At 62.9% G+C, this 26016-nt stretch carries 28 protein-coding genes and 2 tRNA genes; 8 read left to right on the top strand and 22 right to left on the bottom strand.

Annotated elements, in window-relative coordinates; translation table 11 throughout:
- Positions 1–81 precede the first annotated feature (81 nt).
- Positions 82–1146 (bottom strand): M42 family metallopeptidase, encoded by a 1065-nt coding sequence (locus tag GJR98_RS08615; RefSeq protein ID WP_151137366.1) that lies wholly within the window; start codon positions 1144–1146, stop codon positions 82–84.
- A 231-nt stretch (positions 1147–1377) separates the two neighbouring features.
- Here GJR98_RS08615 and GJR98_RS08620 point away from each other — a divergent pair, with 231 nt between their 5' ends.
- The 3 genes from GJR98_RS08620 (at position 1378) to GJR98_RS08630 (ending at position 3640) form a co-directional block, all read left to right on the top strand.
- Positions 1378–1710 (top strand): hypothetical protein, encoded by a 333-nt coding sequence (locus tag GJR98_RS08620; protein WP_151137368.1) that lies wholly within the window; start codon positions 1378–1380, stop codon positions 1708–1710.
- 134 nt (positions 1711–1844) lie between these two features.
- Positions 1845–2897: a mevalonate kinase gene (gene mvk / locus GJR98_RS08625; RefSeq protein ID WP_151137370.1), complete on the top strand. Its 1053-nt coding sequence runs from the start codon at positions 1845–1847 to the stop codon at positions 2895–2897.
- A complete protein-coding gene (locus GJR98_RS08630) occupies positions 2894–3640 on the top strand; it encodes an isopentenyl phosphate kinase (RefSeq protein WP_151137372.1) in 747 nt (248 codons plus the stop codon). The genes mvk and GJR98_RS08630 overlap by 4 nt, the downstream gene beginning before the upstream one ends.
- A gap of 26 nt (positions 3641–3666) precedes the next feature.
- Here GJR98_RS08630 and GJR98_RS08635 read toward each other — a convergent pair whose 3' ends face one another.
- A complete protein-coding gene (locus GJR98_RS08635) occupies positions 3667–4413 on the bottom strand; it encodes an MBL fold metallo-hydrolase (protein WP_151137374.1) in 747 nt (248 codons plus the stop codon).
- Positions 4414–4682: 269 nt separating this feature from the next.
- On the opposite strand from GJR98_RS08635, the gene GJR98_RS08640 reads away from it, so the two are divergent.
- On the top strand, positions 4683–7433 hold the full coding sequence (locus GJR98_RS08640) for an ATP-dependent helicase (RefSeq protein WP_151137376.1): 2751 nt from the start codon (positions 4683–4685) through the stop codon (positions 7431–7433).
- Between the two features lie 3 nt (positions 7434–7436).
- Here GJR98_RS08640 and GJR98_RS08645 read toward each other — a convergent pair whose 3' ends face one another.
- Positions 7437–7973 carry a hypothetical protein gene (locus tag GJR98_RS08645; RefSeq protein ID WP_151137378.1) on the bottom strand — a complete coding sequence of 179 codons (537 nt, stop codon included), beginning with the start codon at positions 7971–7973 and terminating at the stop codon, positions 7437–7439.
- Positions 7974–8187: 214 nt separating this feature from the next.
- Positions 8188–10842 (bottom strand): ATP-dependent helicase, encoded by a 2655-nt coding sequence (locus GJR98_RS08650; protein ID WP_151137379.1) that lies wholly within the window; start codon positions 10840–10842, stop codon positions 8188–8190.
- A gap of 135 nt (positions 10843–10977) precedes the next feature.
- On the opposite strand from GJR98_RS08650, the gene GJR98_RS08655 reads away from it, so the two are divergent.
- Together GJR98_RS08655 and GJR98_RS08660 are read left to right on the top strand one after the other, a co-directional pair.
- Positions 10978–11538 (top strand): hypothetical protein, encoded by a 561-nt coding sequence (locus GJR98_RS08655; RefSeq protein ID WP_151137381.1) that lies wholly within the window; start codon positions 10978–10980, stop codon positions 11536–11538.
- A 103-nt stretch (positions 11539–11641) separates the two neighbouring features.
- Positions 11642–11872, top strand: coding sequence for a hypothetical protein (locus GJR98_RS08660; RefSeq protein WP_151137383.1), 231 nt, complete (start codon positions 11642–11644; stop codon positions 11870–11872).
- 329 nt (positions 11873–12201) lie between these two features.
- Here the strand turns inward: GJR98_RS08660 and GJR98_RS08665 are convergent, their stop codons facing one another.
- Positions 12202–13164: a zinc-dependent metalloprotease gene (locus tag GJR98_RS08665; RefSeq protein ID WP_151137385.1), complete on the bottom strand. Its 963-nt coding sequence runs from the start codon at positions 13162–13164 to the stop codon at positions 12202–12204.
- Positions 13165–13335: 171 nt separating this feature from the next.
- Here GJR98_RS08665 and GJR98_RS08670 point away from each other — a divergent pair, with 171 nt between their 5' ends.
- Positions 13336–14154: a VOC family protein gene (locus tag GJR98_RS08670; RefSeq protein ID WP_151137387.1), complete on the top strand. Its 819-nt coding sequence runs from the start codon at positions 13336–13338 to the stop codon at positions 14152–14154.
- A 98-nt stretch (positions 14155–14252) separates the two neighbouring features.
- Here the strand turns inward: GJR98_RS08670 and GJR98_RS08675 are convergent, their stop codons facing one another.
- From GJR98_RS08675 to GJR98_RS08740, 14 genes are all read right to left on the bottom strand, one after another.
- Entirely contained in the window at positions 14253–15413 is a 1161-nt protein-coding gene (locus tag GJR98_RS08675; RefSeq protein ID WP_151137389.1) for an MBL fold metallo-hydrolase, read from the bottom strand.
- Between the two features lie 165 nt (positions 15414–15578).
- Positions 15579–16361 (bottom strand): 30S ribosomal protein S2, encoded by a 783-nt coding sequence (rpsB, locus tag GJR98_RS08680; RefSeq protein ID WP_151137391.1) that lies wholly within the window; start codon positions 16359–16361, stop codon positions 15579–15581.
- Entirely contained in the window at positions 16358–17557 is a 1200-nt protein-coding gene (gene eno / locus GJR98_RS08685) for a phosphopyruvate hydratase (RefSeq protein WP_151137392.1), read from the bottom strand. The genes rpsB and eno overlap by 4 nt, the downstream gene beginning before the upstream one ends.
- Positions 17558–17561: 4 nt before the next feature.
- Entirely contained in the window at positions 17562–17738 is a 177-nt protein-coding gene (locus GJR98_RS08690) for a DNA-directed RNA polymerase subunit K (protein ID WP_004060263.1), read from the bottom strand.
- Positions 17735–17929, bottom strand: a complete 195-nt coding sequence (locus tag GJR98_RS08695) for a DNA-directed RNA polymerase subunit N (RefSeq protein WP_151113665.1) — start codon at positions 17927–17929, stop codon at positions 17735–17737. Before GJR98_RS08695 ends, GJR98_RS08690 begins: the two co-directional genes overlap by 4 nt.
- A gap of 12 nt (positions 17930–17941) precedes the next feature.
- Positions 17942–18340: a 30S ribosomal protein S9 gene (locus GJR98_RS08700; protein WP_058572137.1), complete on the bottom strand. Its 399-nt coding sequence runs from the start codon at positions 18338–18340 to the stop codon at positions 17942–17944.
- Positions 18334–18771 carry a 50S ribosomal protein L13 gene (locus GJR98_RS08705; protein ID WP_151137394.1) on the bottom strand — a complete coding sequence of 146 codons (438 nt, stop codon included), beginning with the start codon at positions 18769–18771 and terminating at the stop codon, positions 18334–18336. The genes GJR98_RS08700 and GJR98_RS08705 overlap by 7 nt, the downstream gene beginning before the upstream one ends.
- Positions 18768–19118, bottom strand: coding sequence for a 50S ribosomal protein L18e (locus GJR98_RS08710; RefSeq protein WP_151113671.1), 351 nt, complete (start codon positions 19116–19118; stop codon positions 18768–18770). The genes GJR98_RS08705 and GJR98_RS08710 overlap by 4 nt, the downstream gene beginning before the upstream one ends.
- 26 nt (positions 19119–19144) lie before the next feature.
- A tRNA-Leu gene (locus tag GJR98_RS08715) sits at positions 19145–19229 on the bottom strand.
- Positions 19230–19373: 144 nt separating this feature from the next.
- Positions 19374–20156 carry a DNA-directed RNA polymerase subunit D gene (locus GJR98_RS08720; protein WP_151137396.1) on the bottom strand — a complete coding sequence of 261 codons (783 nt, stop codon included), beginning with the start codon at positions 20154–20156 and terminating at the stop codon, positions 19374–19376.
- A 6-nt stretch (positions 20157–20162) separates the two neighbouring features.
- Positions 20163–20555 carry a 30S ribosomal protein S11 gene (locus GJR98_RS08725; protein ID WP_008320582.1) on the bottom strand — a complete coding sequence of 131 codons (393 nt, stop codon included), beginning with the start codon at positions 20553–20555 and terminating at the stop codon, positions 20163–20165.
- On the bottom strand, positions 20552–21079 hold the full coding sequence (locus GJR98_RS08730; RefSeq protein ID WP_151137398.1) for a 30S ribosomal protein S4: 528 nt from the start codon (positions 21077–21079) through the stop codon (positions 20552–20554). Before GJR98_RS08730 ends, GJR98_RS08725 begins: the two co-directional genes overlap by 4 nt.
- A complete protein-coding gene (locus GJR98_RS08735) occupies positions 21076–21579 on the bottom strand; it encodes a 30S ribosomal protein S13 (RefSeq protein WP_151137400.1) in 504 nt (167 codons plus the stop codon). The genes GJR98_RS08730 and GJR98_RS08735 overlap by 4 nt, the downstream gene beginning before the upstream one ends.
- Before the next feature lie 23 nt (positions 21580–21602).
- A tRNA-Ser gene (locus tag GJR98_RS08740) sits at positions 21603–21687 on the bottom strand.
- 202 nt (positions 21688–21889) lie between these two features.
- On the opposite strand from GJR98_RS08740, the gene GJR98_RS08745 reads away from it, so the two are divergent.
- The gene (locus GJR98_RS08745) at positions 21890–22240 is read left to right on the top strand and encodes a thioredoxin family protein (RefSeq protein WP_151137402.1); all 351 of its coding nucleotides are present in this window, start codon (positions 21890–21892) and stop codon (positions 22238–22240) included.
- A gap of 14 nt (positions 22241–22254) precedes the next feature.
- Here GJR98_RS08745 and GJR98_RS08750 read toward each other — a convergent pair whose 3' ends face one another.
- The 3 genes from GJR98_RS08750 to GJR98_RS08760 form a co-directional block, all read right to left on the bottom strand.
- Positions 22255–22947 (bottom strand): TetR/AcrR family transcriptional regulator, encoded by a 693-nt coding sequence (locus tag GJR98_RS08750; protein ID WP_151137404.1) that lies wholly within the window; start codon positions 22945–22947, stop codon positions 22255–22257.
- 21 nt (positions 22948–22968) lie between these two features.
- Entirely contained in the window at positions 22969–23373 is a 405-nt protein-coding gene (locus GJR98_RS08755) for a DUF7575 domain-containing protein (RefSeq protein WP_151137406.1), read from the bottom strand.
- 153 nt (positions 23374–23526) lie between these two features.
- Positions 23527–26001: an efflux RND transporter permease subunit gene (locus GJR98_RS08760; RefSeq protein WP_151137408.1), complete on the bottom strand. Its 2475-nt coding sequence runs from the start codon at positions 25999–26001 to the stop codon at positions 23527–23529.
- Positions 26002–26016: the final 15 nt, after the last annotated feature.

A 26016-nucleotide genomic window follows, 5' to 3' on the forward strand; every position in this document is an offset into this window, starting at 1 on the left:
TCGCCGGGAGACGTGTGCGAAGACGACGCATAGGCCGGCCTGCGACCACCCAGCTGCGGCCGCCAATTCGGTGTCGGGGGCCTACAACTCGACGCCGAACGACTCGACGTCGCCTGCGAGCGACGCCATCGACCCGAGGAGGGCGGCCACGTCGTCGAGGTCCTCCGTCGAGATGACTTCGACGGGCGTGTGCATGTAGCGGTTCGGAATCCCGATGTTTAGCGAGGGAATCCCGGAGCGACTCGTGTAGAAGGCGTCTGCGTCGGTCCCGGTGTACGTCCCGGTCGCTTCCAGTTGGACGTCGATGTCGGCCGCCACCGCTGCGTCACGGGCGAGCGTGACGACGTTCGGGTGGTTGGCGCTCCCGCGGCAGACGACCGGCCCCTCGCCGAGTTCGACCGGTCCCTTGGCCTTGCCCGGCACGTCCGGGTTGTCCGTCGCGTGCGTCACGTCGACTGCGACCATCGCGTCGGGGTTGAGGTCGTAGCCGACCATCTTCGCGCCCTGTACACCGACTTCTTCTTGGACGGTACTCACGGCGTAGACCGTCGCATCGACGTCTGCTTCGACCGCGGCGCGAAGGCCTTCGGCGGCCGACCACGTGCCGACGCGGTTGTCCATCCCGTTGGCGGCGATGCGGTCGCCCGCGAGGTCACGGACCCGCGCTTCGACCGTCACGGGGTCGCCGATTTCGACGTGGTCTTTGGCGTCACCTTTGCTCGTGACGCCGATGTCGACGAACTGCTCTTCGAGGTCGTCGTACTCTTCTTTGCCCGTCTCGCGGAGGTGAATCGCCGTCTGGCCGATGACACCCGGCACGTCGCCGTCTTCGCTGTGGATGGTCACGTGCTGGCCCTTCGAGACGGTCCGGTCTGCACCGCCGATGGCACCGATACGGATGAAGCCGTCGTCGTCGATGTCGCGGACGATGTACCCAATTTGGTCCGCGTGACCTGTGAAGGCGATTTCCGGGCCCTCACCCGTTCCCTCGTGAACTGCGACGGCGTTACCGTAGGCATCGACCGTCACGTCGTCGGCGAACTCCGAGACGTAGTCGACCCACACGCGCTGGCCGGCGGTCTCGTAGCCAGAGGGACTTGGTGTCGTGAGCAGGGCGTCGAGGAAAGAACGTCGGTCGTCGTCCATGAAGGTTTTTCGTGGCGCGTGCGTGAAGAACACAGCGAAAATCGAAACGCCGACGCTGGCAACAATAGACCGACACGAACCGCAATAGGTTAGCAATGGCAGCAATAGAGCGGCACGAACAGCAGTGGGCCGCCGTGAACAGCAATAGATTGAGCGGACGAAGCTACCGGACGTTACCAGTCGGTGAGTATCGCCACAACGACTATCACTCTTGTGAGCGTATTGAGGTGTATGGCCGATTTTACCCTCTTCGAGGTACACCTGCACGACGGCTTCGAGTTCAGCCCTTCCAACCGCGCACCGCTCTTCAACAAGAGTGAGCGCGCCGACGACGACTACGAGGCGGAACTGGAAGAAGCGCACGAAGACGAGTACGAAGTCGAAATCGAGGCGGACGAGGACGACGCCGAATCCGGCGGCAGTCGCGCGATGTCGATGCTGTTCGGTCTCGTGCTCCTCGTCGGAATCGCAGCAATCGTTCGCTACATCCGTGGCCGCGGCGACGACGACCTCGACGAACTGGTCGACCTCGACGACCGCGAGGAAGTCGAAATCGGTGCCTGAACCGATATCGACCCCGACTCGAGACTGACGCCGACGCGAGAACCGCCCTGAACGTCCCCATTTTTGTGTCCCAGTTCGCCCAGTGACGACGCCGGTCGGATACGCTTAAGCGAGTCCCGTAGAAAGCCCGGAACATGACCGTTTCGAGCGCTCCCGGCAAGGTGTACCTGTTCGGGGAGCACGCAGTCGTCTACGGCGAACCGGCGGTTCCGTGTGCCGTCGAACGCCGGGCGACTGTCTCCGTCTCGCTCCGTGACGACGACCACGTCCGGGTCCGTGCCGAAGACCTGAGTCTCAACGGCTTCACTGTCGAGTACAGCGGTTCGACCGGTGGTCGGCCAGACGTGGACGTTCCGGCACCACTCGTCGAGGCTGCGATGGGCTACATCGACGCTGCCGTCGAGCAGGCCCGTGACGCCGCCGACGCCCCCGACGCGGGGTTCGACATCAGCGTCGAGAGCGACATCCCCCTAGGTGCAGGACTTGGGTCGTCCGCCGCTGTCGTCGTCGCCGGCATCGACGCTGCCACCCGCGAACTCGGTGTGGAACTGACGCCTCGTGAAATCGCCGACCGAGCGTATCGGGCCGAGTACGAAGTCCAAGACGGGCAGGCCTCGCGCGCCGACACGTTCTGTTCCGCGATGGGCGGTGCCGTCCGCGTCGAGGGCGATGACTGCAAGACGATAGACGCACCCGCGCTTCCGTTCGTCATCGGCTTCGACGGCGGTGCGGGCGACACCGGTGCGCTCGTTTCTGGTGTTCGAGACCTCCGCGACCGCTACGACTTCGCCGCAGACACCGTCTCGACCATCGGCGACATCGTCCGTCGCGGTGAGACGCTCCTCGCCGACGCGGACCCCGATGCAGACCCGAGCGAGGAACTCCTCTCCGAACTCGGGGAGTTCATGAACTTCAACCACGGCCTGCTGGAGGCTCTCGGCGTCTCCTCCCGGTCGCTCGATTCGATGGTGTGGGCGGCCCGCGAGGCGGGCGCATACGGCGCGAAACTGACCGGTGCGGGTGGCGGCGGCTGTATCGTCGCACTCGACCCGACGCCGGAGACACAGACCGGCCTCCGGTTTACGCCCGGGTGTGAAGACGCCTTCCGCGCCGAACTCGCTACCGAGGGCGTTCGCCTCGAAGAACCACCCGCGAACGCCGACTCAGGAGCGGAGGAGTCGGCGTGAGTCTCGTCGTCCTCAAACTTGGCGGGAGCGTCGTCACCGACAAAGACGAACCCGAGACGGTGGACGAAGACGGGCTCGCTGCTGCCGCAGACGCTGTGGCGGCCCTCGCCGAGTCGGGGCAAGTCGTCGTCGTCCACGGCGGTGGGAGTTTCGGCCACCACCACGCCGCCGACCACGGTGTCTCTTCGGACACTGGAACCCACGACGCCGTCGGCGTCCGCGCCATTCACGACGCGATGAAGCGCCTGAACGACGCCGTCCTCGACGCGCTCGCAGAACGTGACGTGCCGGCCCTCCCAGTCCACCCGCTCTCTGCTGGCGCGCGCGAAGAAGATGGTTCGCTATCGCTTCCGCTCGCCGCGACCGAGACGATGCTCACCGAAGGCTTCGTCCCGGTCCTCCACGGTGACGTCATCGCCCACGCGGGCGAGGGTGCGACCATCGTCAGCGGCGACGACCTCGTCGTGTCGCTCGCGTCCGGTCTCGGTGCCGACCGCGTCGGCCTCTGTTCGACCGTTCCCGGCGTCCTCGACACCGACGGCGACGTGATTCCGGAGATTACGGCGTTCGAGGACGCCGCCGATGCACTCGGCGGGTCTGACTCGACGGACGTGACCGGCGGCATGGCCGCAAAAGTTCGGAAGTTGCTCGCACTCGGTGCCCCTGCGCACGTCTTCGGACCCGACGGACTCTCCGCGTTCGTCGCTGGGGAATCGCCGGGCACCGTGATTCGCGGCGAGTAGAGAGCGTTGTCCCTCGCAGTGTGCAGTTAGAATTCGACGACTAACCCGTCTTCTGCGACTCTCACCTCGCCGTCGAAGTGTGCTTCGACGCCTTCGACGAGTTCGTCGGTTACGCGGTCGGCGTGCGGATACAGATGGGTGAGAAACACCGTGTCGATATCGTGGCCGGTGAGCGTCTCGCCGAGTTTCGTCGGCGTCGGGTGGTTCGAGACGTCCACGTCGTCCGGGAACGAGCAGTCGTGGACGAGAACGCTCGCCCCGTCGGCGAACGTGGTGAGACCGTCGAACGCTTCGGTGTCGCCGGAGACGACGAGGTCGGCCTCACCGAAGTCGTTCGTGAACCGATACGCGAGCGTCGTCATCGAGTGACGAACCTCGTATCCCATCACGTCGAATCCGGCGATGCCGAACTCGTGGGGGCCGACTTCACGGACCTGCAGGTCGAGTCGGTCCTTCATGTAGTCGTGTACGTCCAAGAGTCCCTCGACGAGCGCTTCGGTTCCTTCGGGACCGACGATTTCGAGGTCGTCTTTCCCGACCAACCACCGGGCCTTGATGAGCGGCATGAGGTCCGAGACGTGGTCGAGGTGGAGATGCGTCAAGAGCACCGACGAGACGCCTTCGTAGCCGACGTCGGTCTCGGCGAGTCGAGCCAAGACACCAGAACCACAGTCGACGAGCAGTGCGTTGGAATCCGATTCGAGGAGGAGACCGGACTGGGCACGCCCCGAGACGGGCATCGCGCTCCCGGTTCCGAGAAATGTGAGACGCATGCGCGACTATACCACGCATCGCGCGTTAGTCCTTGTGTTCGTTCTGACCCGGCGCGTGAGAATGCTAGTGTTCATGGTCTGACTGGTCTTGGTGACACACAGCTCCGTGTCCCGCATTCGAACCCTCCTCTCCCACGGCGTCTTCGCCATCCTCGGTGACGCGCTCCGAGAGGTAACCGACCCGCGACTGGAGAACTGACGACTGTCGGCCGGGGACGTGACGGGAGAACGGCACAACCCTCATACCTGCGGAGGCTAACCCCGAGGTAATGACTCAGCGTGGCCGTTCCCTCCTCACAGGCAAACGGGACGACTACGACTTCGACCCCGAGTCGGTGCCAGTCGCCGACGAGGACGTCCTGGACTTGCTCGAACCCGCCGTTCAGGAGTGGTGGGTCGACCAGTTCGGCGAGTTCGTCCCCGGCAACGGCGGCTTCTTTACACCACCACAGCGAGGCGCCATCCCACTCATCCACGAAGAGAAGAACGCGCTCATCTGCGCACCGACAGGGTCGGGAAAGACGCTCGCGTCGTTTACGGCCATCATCAACGAGTTGTTCCGCCGTGACCGCGAGTCACCCGACGGCCTCGACAACTCGGTGTACTGTCTCTACGTCTCTCCGCTCAAGTCACTCGCCAACGACATCCATCGGAACCTCACCGAACCGCTGGACGGAATCGCCGATATCGCCGGCGAACGCGACGAGACCATCGACATCAGACACGCCATCCGCCACGGCGACACCTCCTCAGCTGACCGGCAGAAGATGCTGGAGGAGACGCCGCACATCCTCAACACCACCCCCGAGACGCTCGCTATCCTGCTCAACTCGCCGAAGTTCAAAGAGAAACTCCGAACCGTCGAGTACGTCGTCGTCGACGAGATTCACAGTCTCGCCGAGAACAAACGCGGCACACATCTCTCGGTCTCGCTGGAGCGACTCGAAACCCTCGCGGAGTCGTCACCCACGCGCATCGGATGTTCTGCCACCGTCGAACCGCTGGACACCGTCGGAGAGTTTCTCGTCGGATACGAAGACGGCGACCCTCGGGAGTACGAACTCGTCGACACACGGTTCGTCCGCGACTTCGACATCGAACTCGAGTGTCCCACAGACGACCTGATTCGAACGCCGCGTGCCGAGGTACAGACACGGTTCTACGACCGTCTCCACGAACTGGTCGCCTCGCACACGAACACGCTCGTGTTCACGAACACCCGCTCGGGGGCCGAGCGCGTCTTGCACAATCTCCGCGAGACGTACCCCGACATCGACGAATCGAACTCCGGGTGTCACCACGGAAGTCTCTCGAAAGAGCGGAGACAGGAGATAGAGTCAAAGCTGAAAGCCGGCGAGTTGCAGGTCGTCACCACCTCGACGAGTCTGGAACTCGGTATCGACATGCCGCACATCGACCTCGTGGTGCAGGTCGGGTCGCCGAAGTCGGTGGCGGCGCTCCTCCAGCGCGTCGGCCGGGCGGGCCACCAACTCGGCCAGACCGTCGAAGGCCGCGTCATCGCCCTCGACAGAGACGAACTCGTAGAGTGCGCGGTGATGTTGACGAAGGCCGAAGAGGGATTCGTCGACCGCGTGTTCATCCCCGAGAACGCCTTCGACGTGGCGGCACAGCAGGTCTACGGGATGGCTATCAACTCGATTCGCCCCGAGTCAGAGGTCCGCGATATCCTGCGTCGGGCCTATCCGTACCGAAACTTCTCGGACGACGACTTCGAACGCCTGTTTCGTTACCTCACCGCCGACTACGACGGCCTCGAAGACAAGAACGTCTACGCGAAGGTGTGGCGCGATACGAACGACCCACCCGACGGCGAGCACCACTACGAAGAGTACCCCGTCGGCGAACCGCTCGTCGGCAAGCGCGGACGGATGGCCCGCGTCATCTACATGACCAACATCGGCACCATTCCCGACTCCTTTACTTGCGACGTGCTGGTTCGCGGGGCCGACCAGTGGGTCGGTACACTCGACGAAGCCTATCTCGACACGCTGGAGAAAGGCGACGTGTTCGTCCTCGGCGGCGACAACTTCGCGTATCGCTATCGCCGCGGGTCGAAGGTGTACGTCGACCGAACCGCCCAACGGCCCACGGTTCCGTCGTGGTTCTCCGAACGCCTCCCACTGTCGTACGACCTCGGCCGCGAGATAGCCCAGTTCCAGGCGGATATCGTCGAGAAACTCGAATCGGACGGTCCGCCCGCCGTCCGCGCGTGGCTCCGTGACCGTCCACTCGACGAGAACAGTGTTCGCGCAGTCACGCGAATGTTCGACGAGCAAGTTCGGTACGCGGGCCCAGAGAGCGTGGCGACTCCCTCGCGTCTGGCCATCGAGACGGAACTCAACCGCGAGACGTATCGCCGACACTACTACGTCCACTGCACCTACGGCCGGCAGTTCAACGACGGCCTCTCGCGCTTGCTGGCGTACCACTGCGCCCGCCGGACCAACGCGAACGTGCAGGTCGCCGTCGCCGACAACGGCTTTTCCATCTCGATGCCGCTGAACCGGAAGGTGGACCTCGGCACCATCCTCCGTGAGGCCGACCCCGACACCCTCGCCGAGGACCTCCGGGCCGCACTCGACGGCACCGACCTCCTGAAGCGCTACTTCCGTATCAACGCGACGCGCTCGCTCATGATTCTCAAGCGCTACAAGGGCTACGAGAAGACGGCCGCCCAACAACAGGTCTCTTCGGAGATGTTGCTGTCGTTCGCACAGGAGTTAGACGAGTTCGCGGTGATGGAAGAGACCTATCGGGAGATTCTCGAAGACAAACTGAACCTCGCCGCTATCGAGGTCGTTCTCGAAGACATCCAATCGGGCGACGTGGACGTGGTCGACCAGCAGGTTTCGACGCCGACGCCGCGGGCATTCGGCCTCGCCACCCTGATGGCGAGCGACGTGGTTCTCGCCGAAGACGAGAGCGCGGTGCTTCGGGAGTTCCACGAGCGTGTCCTCGACGAGATTGGCGAGGACGACATCGACCTCGACGTGAGTTAAAAGTCAGCGGCAGCGGTACTGGACGTCGTACGATAGGTTGGGGCCTTCCTGTCGGACGGTGCCTTGACCAGTGACGTTCAGCGTGTTCGCCGCTTGGTCGACTACGCGGACGGTGGAATCGACGATGGGGCCGGCCGGATCCGTGACGGTTCCCTGACCAGACACCTTCAGATGGAGCGTGCCCGTCCCGCAGTCGGCGACCTGACCAGTAAACGTCATCGTGCCGTGCAGAACGACGCGTCCGCTCGGGAAGACTGTCCCGCTGACATCCTCCTCGAACGTCCCGTCGAGTGTCCCCGAGATGGTCCCCTCGAGGTGGCGATCCTCGTGGCGGACGCCGTCTGCGTACCGTGTGTTGGTGATTTCGAGGTTCGTAATCTGGCCCGTGCCGGTTCCCATTTGTGGCTGTTGTGCCGAGGCGACGGCCGGGACCGAACCGAGCAACGCCGTCCCACCAATCACGCGCAGGAGCGCGCGCCGGGTGGATGTGTGACCCCGAGCGTGGGTGGCACCAGTCCTCCTGTTTGGATGTGGCGACATACCGACACACTCGGTCTTTACAGCAATAGTTACCCACCGACTACCTATCACGGCCCGTTACCTTCCGCCCTAACGGATCAAACCGGTCGCTGCCCCTTCGAGCAAAGTCGGGTGCCCACCAGCCGTCGGATTCGTGAGCGAACAAGACACGTCCGTCGGTCGAAAAACAGCTACTGAACTCGTCTTCTGCAGCCTGCAATCTTTTTCAGCGAGCTTACCGCCGCGCCCACCTAAGCATCCGCTGGTAGAACGGGTCGGATTCGAGCGCGCTGGCGTCGCCGACGAGGCAGAGTGCTTTCTTCGCACGCGTGAGCGCGACGTTGATGCGTCGGTGGTCTTCGAACAACGGCCCGTCCAAGTCGCCGGTTGCGACGAACGAGACGATAATGACCTCTTTCGAGGAGCCTTGGAACCGGTCCACGGTATCGACGGTCACGTCGGTTCGGCGGGAGATTTCGGCAACCTGCGCCCGGAAGGGAGCGATGACACCGATATCCTCCGAGGCGACACCGGCGGCCTCGTAGGCGGCGACGATTTCGGCGACTCGGTCAGCTTCGACAGGGTTGGTGTTGCCGACGCGGCGGCCATCGGGGTCGACGAACGTCACTTGGTCTGTGAGTTCGGCGGGTAAGTCGGCGGTGTCGACGCCGAGGTCGCGGAGGTGCTGCCCCGCGACTTCGCCGGTCGCCGGACGGAGTGCGCCGTCGTAGAACTCCGCCGAAGCAAACGCCTGAATCCGCTGGGACATGCGGTACTGGCGGTCGAGCATCACCGACGCTTCGGGGTGGGCTTCGATGAGTCGCTGGAACAGCGATTTCTGCAGGTCGTTCTCGGCGCGAACGACGGGTGGCAGTTGCTTGTGGTCGCCGACGAGGACGAACCGGTCGGCGAGGTTCGCCGCGGCGAGCGTCCCCGGTTCGGTGAGTTGCGAGGCTTCGTCCACAAGAGCGACGTCGAACGACTGCTCGCGCATCACGCGCGACCCACAGGAGGCAGTCGTCGCGGCGACGACCGGGGCGTCGTGCAAGGCGGCGGCGAGTGTGTTGGGGTCGCCGCTGCGAGAGAGGCGAACGTCCAGCATGTCCTCGCGGACACCCGATTCGGTGCCGACGCGGACGATGTCTTCGAACCCTTGGTCGCGCAGTGCTTCGAGCGCGTTGTCCACCGCGCGGTTCGTGAACGCCGAAAGGAGGACGCGATTTCCGTCTTCGACCAGTGCGCGGATGGTCCGAGCGATGGTGTAGGTCTTACCCGTCCCGGGCGGTCCGTGGATGAGCGCGAGGTCGTCGGCGTCGACGGCGAGACTGACCGCCTCGTCTTGCGCCTCGTTGTTGTCGATGTACGTCTCGCCGGCCGAGCGGGCTTCGAACTCGGGTGCGCGCCGGTCGAACAGCACGTCCTTGCGGTCGGGTGACCCCTTCAACACGGCGTCGTGGAGGGCGGTGAGGAGTCTGGCGACGTTGAGTTCGGAGGGGTAGACGTCGAGGCGGCGGAGTGGAACCGGTTCGTCCGTCGTGACGACGACTTCGTCACCGAGTTCGACGATGCGTGCGATTTCGGCGTGTCCCTCGACGGGGTGGCCGTCACTGGCGAGTGCGACGTCGCCTTCACGGAGTTTAGACACCGAATCGTCGGTCTTCCGGGCGCGGAGTTCCCACGTTCCGTCGGGTAGTTCTTCTTCGCCCAGCGGTTCGAGACCGATAATCGCCCGGTCGTCGTCTGCCCGTTCCTCGGCGGACTGTTCCCAGAGTTTGCGGTACTCCGCGTGGACCGCCCGGCGCTCTTCTTCGATTGCGCGGTAGAATCGGTCGAAATACTCGCGTTCGTCTTCGGGAACTGGCGTACCGATAGCACCGGCTTTCGACTCCTGTCCGAGGCGTCCCGAGACGACCATGCAGGTGTCTTTCTCGAAGCAGTACTGGCACTTCGAGTTCACTTCGTACCCCGTCGGCACGGAGGCGTCGTACTCCATCGCGGCGATTTCGTTGCGCGTGCGGACGACGAATTCGAGAAGCCCACGGCCAATCGAGAAATCCTTCGCCGGCGAGAGGTCGCCCGACTCTTCGGTCCGGTCGAGTGTGGTGTTTTTCGTGTAGAGGAGCGTCCCCGTATCGACCGGGATACCACGTTCGTGCAGGATGAGGGCGTACGCGGCCGCCTGAATCTTGTCCTGGAATCGCGGGTCGCGATTGAGGTTCTTTCCCGTCTTGAGTTCGACGGGTGAGCCACGGCGAAGGGCGTCAGCGCGGCCTTTGATGCCGAACGTCGGCGAGATGAGCGTGTACTCAGAGCGCCACTCGTCTTCGTCCGTGAGGACCCCCTGCGAGAGCCAGCCTTCGATTGCGGCGGCGTTTCGGCGGACTTCGTCGGCGACTTCGTCTACTTCTCGGCCGAGCAGTCCGAGTTCGAGGCCGCGTTCGTCGATGCGTTCGTCGATGGAGGAGTCGAGGTCACGGCCGCGGAGGAGGTCACCGAACACCTCGTGGACGATGGTCCCTTTGACGACCGGGTAGTTCAGCGGGATGCCGGAGAGTTTGTTCAGGTAGTACATCCGCGAGCACTGGACCCACGAGCGGATGTCGGTCACGTCGACGAGGAAGTCGGGTTCGACGACGACGAACGACTCTTTGCCGGTCGCGTAGGTCGTCTCGCCTCGGTACTCCGATTCGTCGACGTCGGTGACGAGGATATCCATCCCCGGTTCGGCGTGTTCGGCGGCGTGGGTCCACTTCCCCCAGAGCGTGACGGTGATGGGGTCGGCCGTCCCCCGTTCAGGACGAAGCGTCACCTCCGCCAGCGAACGCTCTCCGTACCGCGTCTCGACCTCACGTGGGGCACCAACCTCGACGAGCGGACCGCGAAGATTCACGTCGAAACCGTCGGTGAGGAACGGCCAAATAGGCGTCGGTCGACCAACTATTTCGTCGCCATCGGAGTCGTGTGACGTGGTTCCGGGCCGACAGTAACCGTCACGTTCTTTCGCGCTGCCGCGGTACCACTGCACATGCGCGTCAGAGATTGGCAAGACATCCTCTCGGACGTCGTCGAAGATGGTCGCGACCCGGGCGCGTGGCGCGCCGTCGCGGGAACTCGGCGTGGCGGTCTCGGCGAAGACCTCTTTCTCAGCCACCGCGACGTTGGTGTCTACCAACTCAAGACGTACGCCAAGAATCCGTACGAAGTCCGTGGCGTCGGCACGCGGGTCGCTCGCCGTATCGACGACGACCTAGAACCGCTGTTCCCCAACCGTGAGACCGACACGGACGCCGGTCGGTTCGGAGTCCAGCGCCCGCCGGAAGACGAAGACGAAGCCACGTCGATGGCCCGTCGCCTCGAAGAGACGATGAAGGTTCACGCAGAGGTTCCAACGACACCGGACGATTTCTTCACCGACGTGATGGAAGCGCTCGACAGTCCGGCGTTCGGACCGATGGACTACGAGTTCGACGCTCGCCCCGACAGACTCGACGACTTGACCGACGAGTTCACCGACGCGAACGAACTCCTCTCGGCCGAACTCGACGACCTCATAGAGACTGACGAGGTCGACCGCGGGTTCTACTGAGAGCCATCGGTTTCAAATCGCCTCGACGCGACGAACTCGATATGAACGATTGGGGCGCGAGTGGACCGACCCACGACTCGGGGGCGCTCGTGCAGGAGGCGCGATGGTAGGGCCAAGTTTGAGTGACGACGAGATGCGACTCGCGAGTTCACGTCTCAGAATCGGCTTCGTACTACTCGTTGGCGTGTCTGCTGGCCTCATCGCCGTCACTGCAGATGCGACGCTTCCACAGGTTGGTCTCGCGTTCGCCGGTGGGACTGTCCTCGGCATCGCACTCATGGTTTTTCTGTCGTACTGGGGCCGCGAGTTTACCAACGTGAATCGGCGTCGGTGAGTTTCACCGAGAGGCAACGAACTGGTGAGGCGATGAAAAGACGACGTGGTGATAACTATCTGGTAATCGTGTCAATATTGTAATAAATATGCAAATAAGTAAGCTCGCCTGAACGAAGTTCGATGAACCGCAGAATATATATAGATACATTGAGGACCGAATACCGCCGGTAACCAGGGCAGGGGCAACGACCTGGTTTTCAACCGGAATACGCTGGGTTGTGCCAGAGTTGGGCCTCTGTCACAAGACAGCGTACCTACCCAAGGTGCGTGTGCGACCTGAACCACGTTCAGAACCCGGACGCGCACCCTGATGGAGTTGCAGTCTCCTCAGGGCGATACCCGAGCGATCCATCGCTCGGGGGCGTCCAATTCTGCATCAGTCGGCAAGTTCTCCGGATGGTCCCACACACGTGATGCGGCCGCGATACCTCGTTTGTCTGCGACGTACTCGAAGAACCGAGCGCCGCGTTCGTACTGTCGGCGTTTGAGGCCGAGACCGAGTGCGCGTCGAGCGAGTTTTGCAATTGGTCCACCACCTTGCCGTCGCTCGTCGAGTTTGCGGCGCAGGTCTTCGTACTCTTCGTCGAACGCGCGGTCCATCAGGAGTTCCGCGTAGCCTTCGACGGACGTCATCGCCGTGTCGAGTTCGGCGAACGCATCTCGGTCGAGGTCACCCTCGACGAGTGCGTCGATACCGCGGTTCATCCGTTTTTCGAGGTGGGTCGAAAGCCACGGGGCCGCGCCGAACTCCGCGGCGTGCGACACCTCGTGGAAGGCGATCCAGCGGCGGAACCGTGGGTAGTCGACGTCGAGCGAATCGGCGACGCGACGGATGTTCGGGTGGACGAAGTAGAGGCCGTGGTCGTCGTCGCCCTCGGCGAGGAGGAGAGGGTCGTACTGTCCGAGGACGTTGTTGCCGAGGAACGAGAGGACGAGCGCGAACGTTCCGGTGTTGACCGCGCGGGTGACGCCCGGAAGCACCGAGGGACCGTGTTCCTCGAAGGGGGCCATAACTCGGCGGAACGTTCTGACGTTGGCGTCTATCCAGTGGTGTCGGTTCTGTACCTCTACCACGTCGGGGACGTCGAACGACACCTCGGCGACCTCGGCGAGTCGGTCCCGTGCGTCTCGAACGTCAGATGCGTACCCCTCTCGTTCGGCAGCAGAGAGGTCGAGCGTACCCGGGTCTGTCGCTGCTCTCGCGGCTTCGCTGACGGCATCCCAGTCGATATTTCCGGTCCCCGTCGCCGAAGCGTCTGCGACGACTCGGACGCTCCGCAGGAAGTTCATAGACTACGGACGGGCGCTGTGGGCAAAACGCTTCGGACAATGTTGAACAGCTAGACAGTCAGGATGACAGACAGTGATTCGCCCGAAAATCGACCGTCTACCCCGTCAGACACCAGCGTTCGCGCATTCGACTGCCACTAAACACTATACCCCCTCCCGCGTGGTTTGTGTATGAACCGAACCATCGACCACGTCGCGTTCGGTGGTATCGAGCTGTACGAACTCCGAACTGCTGCCAACGAGGTCGGTCTCACACCGACGTACGGTGGTGAGCACAGCACCGGAACGACGCACATGGCAGTCGTTCCTTTTCCCGACGGGTCGTACCTCGAACTCATCGCACCGACGCTCGGGACAGACGCTGAGAACGCCGGGTTCTGGCCGACCCACCTCGCTGCTGGCGCTGGCCCCACCGGATGGTGTCTCGAAGTCTCCGACGTCGCTGCCAGCGCGAAGGCCGCCATCGACAGCGGTGTCCCAGTCGACGGCCCGCACGAAGCGTCGAGAGAGCGACCCGACGGCCGCCTCGTCGAGTGGGATATGTGCTTCGAAGGCGACGACTTACGGCTCCCGTTCACCATTCGGGACCGAACACCGCGGCCGTATCGCGTTCCACGAACGTCCCAGAACACTCCCATCCGTGGACTTCAGACGGTCATCGTCGCAACCCGTGACCGTGAGGCGACCGCCGACCTATTCGCCCGACGGCATCGCTACCCCTCGCCCGTCGATATCAACGGTCCCTTTTCGAACTTTGCCGTCCTTCCGGGCACGCCACTCGCCCTCTGTGAACCCGGTGACGACGAACTCGGCGAGCGAATCGAGACAGTCGGCGAAGGACCGTGTGCGTTCCTCGTCGGCGTCACCGACCTCGACCGGGCGCGGCAGTCGCTGTCGCTCGGACCGGAGATTCGCTTCAGTGACCGCCGGATGGCGTGGTTCGACCACGAGATGTTCGACCGGCGGTTGGGCGTGGTCGAACTCCACTGAACGGCCTCACGAACGACTAACAAACTGCCTCACGAACGACTCACCAACGGCCCACTGCGACTCCCTGAACGACCCGCATCGACTCCCCGCGCCCCGCCTCAGGCCGCGCAGTTGTTCGGCCCGAGTTCGAGTTCAGTCGCTTCTTCTTCGTCACCGATAGATTCTCGCCCGGTGTTTATCGCGATGACCCGTTCGTAGTTCGGCGGTTTCTCCGGCGTCTCGTCGGCGATGCGGTGGACGAACGTCTCTTCGTCCATCCCCAGAAGGTCTAACTCCTCGCGGAGTTCGCCGAGCGTCGTGCTCACGAGTTCTCCTGGCGAGGCGACACCGTAGGTCCCGTCGGTGGCGACAGAGACGTGACCGGGGAGAATTCGTGTCTCTGCTGGCAGCGAGAGAATTCGTTCGTGGAGGGTGTCGTAGAGCAGTTCTGCACCCGTCGCGGCGTCTGCATCGCCGAACTGGAGTTCGGTCCGACCGACCGACTCGACGAACAGCGTGTCGCCGGTCAAGAGGAATCGTCCGTCGACGAGGTAGTTCGTCATGTCCGAGGTATGTCCCGGTGTGTACAGTGCTTCGATTTCCACGTCGCCCACTCGCACCGTGTCACCGTCGTCCAGCGGCGTGAAGTCGTACTGAACGTCACGGTCGGTTGCGTGGCTTCCGAGGTAGTACGGAACGCCGAGTCGGTCTGCCAGCGCCCGCCCCCCGGAGACGTGGTCGGCGTGGACGTGGGTGTCGAGGACGCCAGTGATGACCATCCCTGCGTCGGCGGCGACGAGTTCGAACTCGTGGTACTGTCGTGTCGCGTCCACGACGACGGCCTCTCGTGTCGACCGAGACCCGACGACGTAGCCGAGACAGCCTTTGGCGCGACGCTGGACCTGTGCGACGAACAGGTCGTCGTCTTCGGTATCGAGTTCGACGACTTCGTACAGTTTACTCCAGTCTTGCATGCCGCCTTTGACGACTGACACGTCGTCGTACCCGCGGGTACTGAGTTCGAACCCGAGCGACGTCGACGACAGTCCCTTTCCACAGATCGTGACGAGTGGTCCAGATTCGGCGAGTTCCTCGACTCGCTCCCAATCCCAGTCACCACCGAGCCCATCGACGGGATGGTACGGAACGTTCACTGCACCCTCGATATGCCACGCTTCGAAACTCCCTGGTGGTCGTGTGTCGACCACCGTAAACGACTTCCCGGCGTCGAGGTCGGCCGCGAGTTCCTGAACCGTAATCTGGTGGAGGAGTTTTCCCATGTGTGTAGCTATGGCAACCACGCCCAAAACCGTTTGTGGCGAGGAGATTCGACCGCGAAGTCGCGTCGTCAGCGGTGCCGATGTGGTCACTCCGAAGCGTGAACGGTGGCGCTGTCGCTCGGCGAGTGAGCGCGAGAAAAGTTCGAGTTGAAACGGTCGACCCGTCTACAGTTCCGCCTCGAAGTCTTCGAGGGCGTAGACGGTGTCGGTGCCGCGGCGGTCGAGCGTCTCGTTGGCGAGGAGCCAGTAGACGACCGACAGTGCACGGCGACCCTTGTTGTTCGTCGGAACGACGAGGTCGACGTTCGACGTCTGGTTGTTGGAGTCACACATCGCGATGACGGGGATACCGACCGTGATGGCCTCCTTGACTGCCTGTGCGTCACCGATCGGGTCGGTGACGACGACCACGTCAGGCTCGATGTAGCCGGCGTAGTCCGGGTTCGTCAGCGTGCCAGGGATAAAGCGTCCCGTGCGGGCACGAGCGCCGACGGCGTCGGCGAACTTCTCGGCCGGGAATCGACCGTACTGACGGGAGGACGTAACCAGAATCTGCTCTGGGTTGTAGTTCGCGAGGAAGTCCGCGGCGGTGCGGATTCGCGAGTCCGTCTGGCTCACGTCGAGCACGTACAGCCCATCGTCACGGACACGGTGGATGAACCGAACCATGTCCTTGGTCTTCTGCTGGGTACCGATGTGGACACCGGCGGCCAGGTAGTCTTCGACCGGGATGAGCAGGTCGGCGTCTTCGTCGGGCATGACGTCCTCGTCGAAGGCCGGCTCAGGCTCTGCTTCTTCGGCCTCGGCGGCCTCGTCGGCCGCCTCGGCGGTCTCTGCTGTCTCGTCTTCGGTGGCGGCCTCGTCGATGCCCGTCTCGGCGACCTCTTCGGTCTCCGTCTCGGGTTCCTCGTCGGCGACCTCCACCGCGTCGTTTTCGTTGTCGCTCATACTGCGTCGTCCGCGATGCGGATGAGTTCGTTCAGCTTGGCAGTTCGCTCGCCTTGCACCGTGCCGGTCTTGATGAACGGCGCGTCGGTGGCGACGGCGAGGTGTGCGATGGTCGTGTCTTCCGTCTCACCAGAGCGGTGAGAGATGACAGCGTCCATCCCGTTACGGGAGGCGAGTTCGACGGCGTCGAACGCGTCGGACAGCGTCCCGATCTGGTTCGGTTTGATGAGGATGGAGTTCGCGGCACCCACGTCGATACCTTCCTGCAGGCGGTCGACGTTGGTGACAAAGAGGTCGTCACCGCAGATCAGCGTGCGGTCTCCCACACGGTCGGTGAGTTCCGCGAAGCCCTCGTAGTCGTTCTCGTCGAGGGGGTCTTCGACGTAGACGAGGTCGTACTCGTCGACCATTTCGGCGACGTAGTCGATCTGCTCGTCCGTCGTCTTCGTCTCGTCGCCGTAGTGGTAGACACCATCTTCGAACATCTCGGACGCGGCGATGTCGAGACCGAAGCGAATCTCGAAGCCGAGTTCGTCCTCGACGTCGGAGACTGCTTCTTCCATAATCTCGAACGCTTCGGCGTCGGAGACTGCTGGTGCCCACGCACCCTCGTCGCCCTTCGCGGCGGGCACACCACGCTCGTCGAGAATCTCGGACGCGCGGGCGTGGACCTTCGCGTTGGCGAAGACGGCTTCGGAGACGCTCGGCGCACCGACTGGTGCGGCGAGGAACTCCTGGATGTTCGTGGCTTCCTTGGCGTGTTCACCGCCACCGATGACGTTACCGAGTGGCGTCGGGAAGTTGTCCCCACGGAACGCGCCGCCGAGGTGCTGGTACAGGGGTGCACCGAGCACGTCGGCGCCGGCCTTCGCGGCCGCCATCGAGATGGCGACGGCGCTGTTGGCGCCAATCTCCGAGAAGTTCTCGGTACCGTCTGCTGCTCGCAGTGCCGCATCGACTTCACGCTGGTCACCCGCGTAGACTTCGTCTACGAGACGGGGAACGGCGTGGCGTCGGGCCGCTGCGATTGCTTCGGTCGGCGGCAGTTCGATCGCTTCGTACTCGCCAGTGGATGCACCACTCGGGGCCGCAGCACGACCGAACCCACCGGATTCGGTGAGCACGTCGGCTTCGACCGTCGGGTTGCCACGGGAGTCGAGCACGCGGCGCAGTGAGACTGATGTGATTCGAGTCATGTTGTCACTTACCCTCTCGTTTCACGGTGAACGGAAGGACACCTGCATCGTACTCCTCAGCGGCGATGAGTATCGGTTCGGTCTGCTCAGTCTCCACGAGCACGGGTGCTCCGTAGGAGACCTGCAGCGCTCGCGCGCCGAGGATGCGGGCTTTCTCGTACCGATTGTACCGTTGTATCATTGGTAGGGTGACACGACGTCCACGAGGTCTTTGTGCGATACCATCATCCGCCGGCAGCAGGCACGAGTGACCCCGAGGTCGTCGAGGACTTCTGCAGGGTCCTCGTCACCCTCGCGAGCACGGGCCTGGAATTCATCCCAGTGTTCGCCAATCACCTTGCCGCAGGTGAAACACCGGACGGGAATCATCATGGTTAGATCACCTCAGCGGTAGGACTTCTGGTAGCGAGCGCGTGCGCCCGGTCCGCCCCACTTCTTGGGTTCGGACTGGCGAACGTCGTTGACCAGCAGCGAGCGGTCGAACTCCATGTACGCGTCGCGAAGTTCCGCGTCGTTCAGGTGCTGCACCAGCCCACGAGCGAGCGCGGTGCGGACTGCGTCGGCCTGACCGGCCACGCCGCCCCCGTTGACGCGCACGTCGATGTCGACCTGCGAGCGGAGGTCCTCACCTGCGATGCGGAACGGTTCCAGCATCTTCAGGCGGGCCATCTCCGGCTCGACCAGCTCGACCGGCTGGGAGTTGATACGGACTCGACCTTCACCGTCGCGCACGGTTGCGCGGGCGATGGCGGTCTTCTTCTTCCCGGACGTGTTGGTTACCATGTGACGTTAGCACCCAGCTTCTCGGAGACCTCTCCGAGCGAGATGAACTTGATGTTCGAAAGTCGGTCCAGCGAGGTCTCGTCGAGCATCTCGCCGTCTTCGTCGAACGGGTTGCCGACGTAGACGCGGATGTTCGAGAACGCCTCGCGTCCTCGGGGCTTCTTGTACGGAACCATCCCGCGGATGGCGCGCTTGAAGATGCGGTCGGGACGCTTCGGGTAGTACGGACCCTGGTCCGAACCAACGTCGGCGCGCTTGCGGTAGACGCTCATGACGTCATCTTCGGAACCGGTGATGACGGCGTCTTCCGCGTTGATGACGGCGACCTTCTCGCCTGCGAGGGCGCGCTGAGCGACCTCCGAGGCGACGCGGCCCATGATGCAGTTCTTCGCGTCGACGACGACGTCGGCGTCGAATTCTGCGAGGCTCATCGGATCACCCGCACGTTGGACCCTTCGGGGTTCTGTTCAGCAATCTGTTCGAGCGTCACGACGTCGCCAACCTGCTCGATCTTCGTTCGAGCGGTGGACGAGAAGTCCACAGCAGCGACTGTGACGTTTTTCTGCAGCACACCGCTACCCAGCACCTTGCCGGGCACGACGACGGTTTCGTCTTCTCGAGCGTATCGTTCGATACGGCTCAGGTTGACTTCCGCGTGGGTGCGCCGTGGCTTTTCGAGACGGTCCGCGACATCCTGCCAGACGTTGGCACCGGACTCACGCGAGACCGCCTTCAGCTCGGCGATGAGACTGTTGAGTCTCGGGTTCGTCTTACTCATTGTCTACCTCCAGAGAGAAAGCGGAGTGCAGGGAGCAGGATTTGAACCTGCGGACTCCTATGAGACAGCGCCCTGAACGCTGCGCCGTTGGCCAGACTTGGCTATCCCTGCAAGCATTCCGCTGTACTTCATGCCCCGTAAAAACACCTTCGGTCCGACCCGGTGCCGTGACACAGTCACACGCCACGCTGTCCGTGGGTTTGACTGGTCGCGGGGTGGGCGACCGTCGGTGGTGGTACGGGGCAGTAATCATTCTTACAGTGAGACCTTCTCTTCGAGCTCGGCTGCGCGGTCACCAAGCGAGGCGACGGCGCGAAGCACCAGCTCATCGACCGTGAAGGAACCATCCGTCTCCACACTGAAGACGAACGCTTCCGGCACGTCGTACACTTCGACCTCTTTACCGGGATACCGCTTCGTCAGGTCGTTGTCGAACTCGCTCGTGACCACGAGGTCGCCGTCTTCGGCGTCCTCGTCGTCTGCGTGTTCGGCAGCGGCCTCTTCGATGACGCCGCGGAGAATGTTCGGTTCTTGTTCGTCGAACTCGCCGGCGTCGCCGACGACCTCCACGCGTTGGAGGTGTCGGTAGCCGACAGCGACCCCACCTTGGTTTTTGGCGTGGTCTTTCCCGTAGCCGAGGACGGCGTCTGCCTCGAATTCGAGGCGCTGACCTTCCTTCAGCTCGATAATTGGGACGTTCTCGTCCGCGGGGACGACCATGTCGTCCGCGGACTCGATGTCCCCGGAGTACGCAGTCGCCGGCCCGTCGACTTCGAGCGCGACGGTGACGGTGTCACCAGGCTCGAACTCGTCGAGGGGCGTGGTCAGCGGAACCAGACCGAGCCGAAGCCCGATCATCTCGTCGAACATGACCGACGTGTTCTCTACGAACCGAACGGTATCGATGGAGAACGTCGGCACGTCGGCGACCATCGCTCGACGAATGCCGTTGGCTAACGCCGGGGTCAGACCGCGCGCAACGAAACGGGCGCGTCGGTCTTCGCGTTCGATGAACTCGACCTCGAAGTCGTTTGCCATGGTATGTTAGAGTCGGCTGTTTTTGGGCGCGCGAGTTCCGTCGTGCGGAATCGGCGTCACGTCCTCGATGCGACCGATCTCGAGACCGGCGCGAGCGAGGGCGCGAATCGTTGCCTGTGCACCGGGTCCGGGGCTCTTGTTACGGTTGCCACCGGGGCCACGGACACGGACGTGCAGGCCCGAGATGCCGGCCGCCTTGATCTGGTCGGCGACGCTCTCAGCCATCTGCATGGCCGCGTACGGGGATGCCTCGTCACGGTTCTGCTTGACGACGGAACCACCGGACGACTTGACAATCGTCTCGGCGCCCGTGATGTCAGTGACCGTGATGAGCGTGTTGTTGAACGATGCGTGTACGTGGGCGATTCCCCACTTGTCACCAGTTTCGGATTCGCTCATTCTTGGGCCTCCGCGCGCTCAGGGTGCAGTTCATCCGAGAGCGGCGACGTCTCGTCGAAGCTCACGGTGTCCTCTTCGTCGACTTCCACCTTGCGGGATGGGACGGTGATTCGAGCGCCGTCGATCGTCACGTGTCCGTGGACGATGAACTGACGTGCCTGCTGCGGCGTCTGTCCGATGCCGTTGCGGTAGGCGATCGTCTGGTAACGTCGCTCGAGAATGTCCGTCACGTCGAGACGCAGGGTCTGGGAGATGTCGTCTTCTGCAGACAGGATCCCGTAGCGGCGCAGGCGTGCCATGAACTCGGCACCGAGCGCCTCTGCTTCTTCTGCGTCACCCTGGGCCTCACCGAGGAGGCGACGTGCCTCACGGCGGATGTTGCGCAGTTCAGACTGCGCGCGCCAGAGTTCCTCTTTGTTCTTGAGACCGTAGCGAGAGAGGAGGTCCGCTTCCTGGGCGATACGCTCGCCCTGGAACGGGTGATTCGGAGTCTCGTAGAACTTGGTGTTTTTACCAGTCGTCATTCTTCTGCTTGCGCCTCCTTGATCTCCTCGACGTTGACACCGATGGTGCCTTCAGTACGTCCAGTGGACTTCGTCCGCTGGCCGCGAACCTTCTGGCCGCGCTGGTGTCGAACGCCTTTGTAGGAGCTGATCATCTTCATGCGGTTGATGTCATGACGACGCTTTTCCTCGAGGTCCGAACCCGTGATGTGGGCGGTCTCACCGGAGAAGAAGTCCTTCTGTCGGTTGACCATCCACTCGGGAGAGTGGTCCTCGAAGTTCTCGACGACATCGACGACCGCGTCGATCTCGTCTTCGGGAAGTTTACCGAACAGCGCCGTTCGGTCAACTTCCGCGGCGTCGGCGATGATGCGCGCTGTGCGCTTGCCGATACCCTTCATGTCCGTCAGACTGCGCTCTACCGTCTTCGTACCGTCAAGGTCGGTCTGACCAATTCGGATGAAGTAACGGAGGTCCTCTCCCTCCTCCGGTGAGCCGTCCTGTGGTTCTTCTGCACTCATGACTTGGAAAGTCGTATTGTGAGCGTTGCGGCGGGGATTCGAACCCCGGGGGCTTGACGCCACTGAGTTAGCAACCCAGCGCCTTGGGCCAGGCTTGGCTACCGCAACACTGCGTTCGTGTTAGTTTCGCCCTATCGGACTCGGGGTCTACACCCCTACAGCGATTGCATGCGATACGAGACGGGGCCGTTACTTAAACGTCACGAAAGGCCTCCCCCATGGTACAGCGGGACAGTGCTCCTACTGCCGGTTGTGGTGTGTTACGCTCTCTCACCGAAATCATAACTACACGAGTTACGTATTCCGTGCAATGAGTTCGACAGACTCGGCTTCCACGCCGAAGAAACCCGTCCGAATCGAGACGAAAGACGAGTTAGACGCGCTCGTCTCGGAACACGACCGTGTCCTCCTCGACATCTACACGAGCGGGTGTACGCTCTGTCAGAGCATCGAACCGGTCCTCGGGACCGTCGCCAAAGTGACCGACGTGGTCGTCGCCATGGTGAATCCGAAGACGGACATGTCCATCGCCGACGAGTACGTCATCCGAAGCGTTCCGACGTTGCTCCTGTTCGACGACGGCGAGGTCGTCGGACGCCTCGACGACGGGTTCCAGGGCGCACAGGCTATCATCGACTTCATCGAGAATCCAGAACAGTAACCGAAACCGCCGCGTCAGAGGTTGCAGTCGTCGGCGGCGGTGGCGACGTCTCCCGGATGGTCGGGGCCGCTCGGCATCACGTTGTCGAGCAGGAAGTAGACAGACTCGCGCATCGCGTGGGCGGACTCGGGTCGCGTTCCAGTGACGCGAACATCGAGGCTCCGAAACAGAAACGCCATCAAGTTCTCGGCCATCACGTCCGCGTCCATCTCGCGGTAGTGTCCCGCCGACATCTCTCGACGGATGAGCGTCGAGATGGTTTCTATCATGTACGACTCCATCTCGTTGAACTTCTGGCGGTACTCGTCGTCGTGGATGGTCTGTGTTCGAAGTTCGAAGATGACTCGTTGGAACAGTTCCGGTTCGTTCATTCCCGGCGGGGCGACCGGTTCGACGTCGCCGCCATCCGGGGGGCACTCTGACGGTAGCACGTGTTCGACGAACGTTCTGAGTTCTGCGTCGGGGTCCTCGGCGTTCGGGTCGATGGTCGCGACGAAGAGGTCGATGACGTAGTCGAGGAACGCCAAGAGCAGTTCGTCTTTGTTCTCGTAGTGGTAGTAGAGCAGCGACGTGCTCTTTTCGAACTCGGTGCCGATGTTCTTTATCGAGAGGTCGGCGTAGCCGTGTTTTGCGAGGGCTCTGAGCGTCGCATCCATTATCGCCTGCTCCGTCTCGCTTCGTCCAGTGTCGATTCGTTCGTTTTTCATGTTGTCTCGCGTGGTGGGTGGTCAGTCGTCTCGTTGTTCGTCCAGTCGGGTCGTACACCAGTGACAGAAGTCGAGGGCAGGGTCGACTTCGCGGCCACACTGTGGGCACGATACCGCTTCGGCGTCACCGGGCGCCGTTTCGTCGCGTGGTTCGGACACCTGTTTCATGCCGAGGAGGAACGCGTCGAGGACGCTGAGAAGGCTCACGGTGAGGATGGGGAGGACGTCTACGAGCGGCGGTATCGACCCGCTGTTTGCCAGCGATTCGAGTGCCGTGGTGGGAACGAAGAAGACAGAGATGGCGAACGCGAGTGCGACCCAGAGGGCGGCACGGCGCCATCGCCGCAGGTAGAGGTGGCCCAGTCCCGTGATGACGAGACCGAGTAACGCGGCGAGCCAGGGGCGGACCTTCGTGAGTCCAGACATGGTTGAATTCGATTGGTTCTCGGTCATGAGCGTTCCGTTCGCGGAGTATCGTGACGGGAGTCGTCGGTCATCGTGGTCGAGACGTGTGGAAGCGGTGGTTTGCGGGCGATGCGGGCGTCGAGAGCGCGGGTCGAAATCATCTGTGGAGGTGCGTCAGGGGGACGTTGGTGCTGCGGACGTCGTCTCTCGTTGGGTCAGTCGCTCCCAGACCACGAGCACCGGTGGCGTGACGACGAGTGCAGTGAGGTACGAGTAGAAGATACTCAACGCCGTCACGATACCGAACTGTCCGAGCACGGGCGTGATGGCGATTGCGAGGACGCCGAGACCGGTCGTCGTCGTGAGCATACTCCCGGTCAGTGCGCCACCGGTCCCACTGACGGTCAAGCGGAGCGCCTCGTAGAGGTCGTTTCCGGCGTTGTACTCGTCGGCGAACCGGTGGACGACGTGCGCGGAGTAGTCGATACCCAACCCGATGGCGATAGCGAGAATCGTCGCCGTCAGCGCGTTCAGTGGGATGCCTAAGTAACGCATCGACCCTGCGAGGAGTGCGAGCGCGACGACGATGGGGACGAGGTTGACCACACCGAGCGTCCACTGGCCTTCGAGGACTTGGTAGATGAAAACCAAGAATATCGCCGTGGCGATGAGCGCGACGGCGAGGCTCTGGATGGCGGACATGAAGATGGTGTCCGAGACAGCCTTGAACACGACAGTGTTCCCGGTGGCAACCCCGCTCATCCGGAGGCGGTCGGCGACTTCCTGCCCGTCGGCGACGATGGCGCCTTGTTCGGCGTCTCCCTCGACGGTGTAGACGATTCGGGTCTGGCGGTAGTCCTCGGTGATGTACGACGACGCCTGCCCAGAGACCGGCGAAGCCATGAGTTCGTCGTATATCGTCTCTAGGTTGTCGTCGGGGACGCCGTTTCCGTTGGCGTCGTTCCGGTCGACGAGAGCGGCGAACTCGGGGTCCTGAGCGGCATAGCTCTGGATGACCGTGACGATACTCGTGGACTCGGCGCGGCGGTCGTCCGCGACGAACGTCTCCGGTGGGTTCTCGCCAGACCGGTGAATCATCTCGAGTGCCGAATCCTCACGTAACTGCCCTTCGACGTATATGGTCACGCTGTCACCCTGCGTACTCTCGAAGGTGTCTTCGAGGTAGTTGAGGTCCTTCGTGACGGTGTAGACGCCGGGTTTGAACGGTTCGGGGAGTTGCTGGAGATAGCCGGCCTGTTCTTCGGGTGGCAGGAAGTCTTCCTGCGAGAACGACGTGTCCACGCCTGTCCCGTAGGCACCGGCGGCGACAGTCGTCACGAGGACGACGACGAGGAACGCACGTGGGGCGCGCCGCCCGATGATGACGCCGACCGAGAGTACACGGGCGAGGAGGCCACCTTCAGTTCCGAGTGGTGCCGAGGCGAACGCGGGAACGCCGTACTTCTGACGGAGTTGGTCCACGTAGAGTTTCGCCGCCGGCAGGAACACCCCGAAGACGAGGAACGTGAAGATGATACCGACCGCTGCGACGAGACCGAAGTCCTGGATGGGACCGAGGTCACTCGTGACGTTCGCGAGGAACCCGAGGACCGTCGTTCCGGTGACGATGAAGAACGCGACGGAGAGCTGCTTGACCGTCGTCCGCATCGAGGGAACCGGGGCGACGTCCTTGACGCGCTCTTCGCGGTAGCGGTTGACTGCGTGGAGTCCGAAGTCGATACCGACCGCGAGTAACAACGGTGGCACCGCGATGAGCATCTGGCTGAACGGGATGTCTGCGAGTCCCATGAACCCGAACGTCCAGATAATCGCCAGACCGAGCGAGATGACCCCGAGCAGCAAGTCGATGGGGTCGCGGTAGGCGATGACGAGGAACCCGAAGATGAGGAGCACGGCCGCGGGGACGACCAGCAACAGCGAGTCGGCGATGACGTTGCCCAACTCACTGGAGATGATGCCGCTGCCGAACACGGTGATGTCGCTGTCGGCGACGGAGGTCATCGTCTGAATCTCGAGTTGGATGTCCGTCATCGGACTCGTCCCCGAGGTCCCGGCGCTCGACGAGATGCCGGGGACTTCGTGGCTGACGACGCCGATGGTCGACGAGGCGCTGACCGACTCGTGGTTGAAGTCGTTACTCAGCAGTGAGGCGACGTTGGGGTTCGCTGTCGCTTGCTTGGCTGCGGCCCGTACTTCTGCGGGTGACGCAGATTCGAGCGCAGCAATCTGTTTTTCGAGTGTCGTCGCCGACGGGTCGAGCGTCTGCGCGACCGTCGAAGCGACACTCGACGCCGAGGTTGCACGGAGGTCCGCTCGGTCCATGATGCGCTCTTGGAGGCGCAACATGTCGAGCATCGACGATTTCGAGAGGACGTTCGAACTCTGTTGGATGAGTTGGGTACTCCCAGTACTCGTCTCGAATGCGGGGGAGAACTCGCGGTTGACGTCGTCGAGCGCCTCCTGTGCGGGGGAGTCGTTGGTGAACTGTGAGGTCCCGGCGTCGGTCGAGATGTTTCCGAGACCGGCCCCGAAGACGAGCGTCACCACCAAGAACAGGGCGACGACTCTACCCGGGTTCTCGGTGATATACTCGCCGAGGCGGTCGACGTACACTTCGTAGTCAATCATTGTGGGGGAGAGGTG

It is taken from the genome of Haloferax marinisediminis, from assembly GCF_009674585.1.
GTDB lineage: Archaea > Halobacteriota > Halobacteria > Halobacteriales > Haloferacaceae > Haloferax > Haloferax marinisediminis.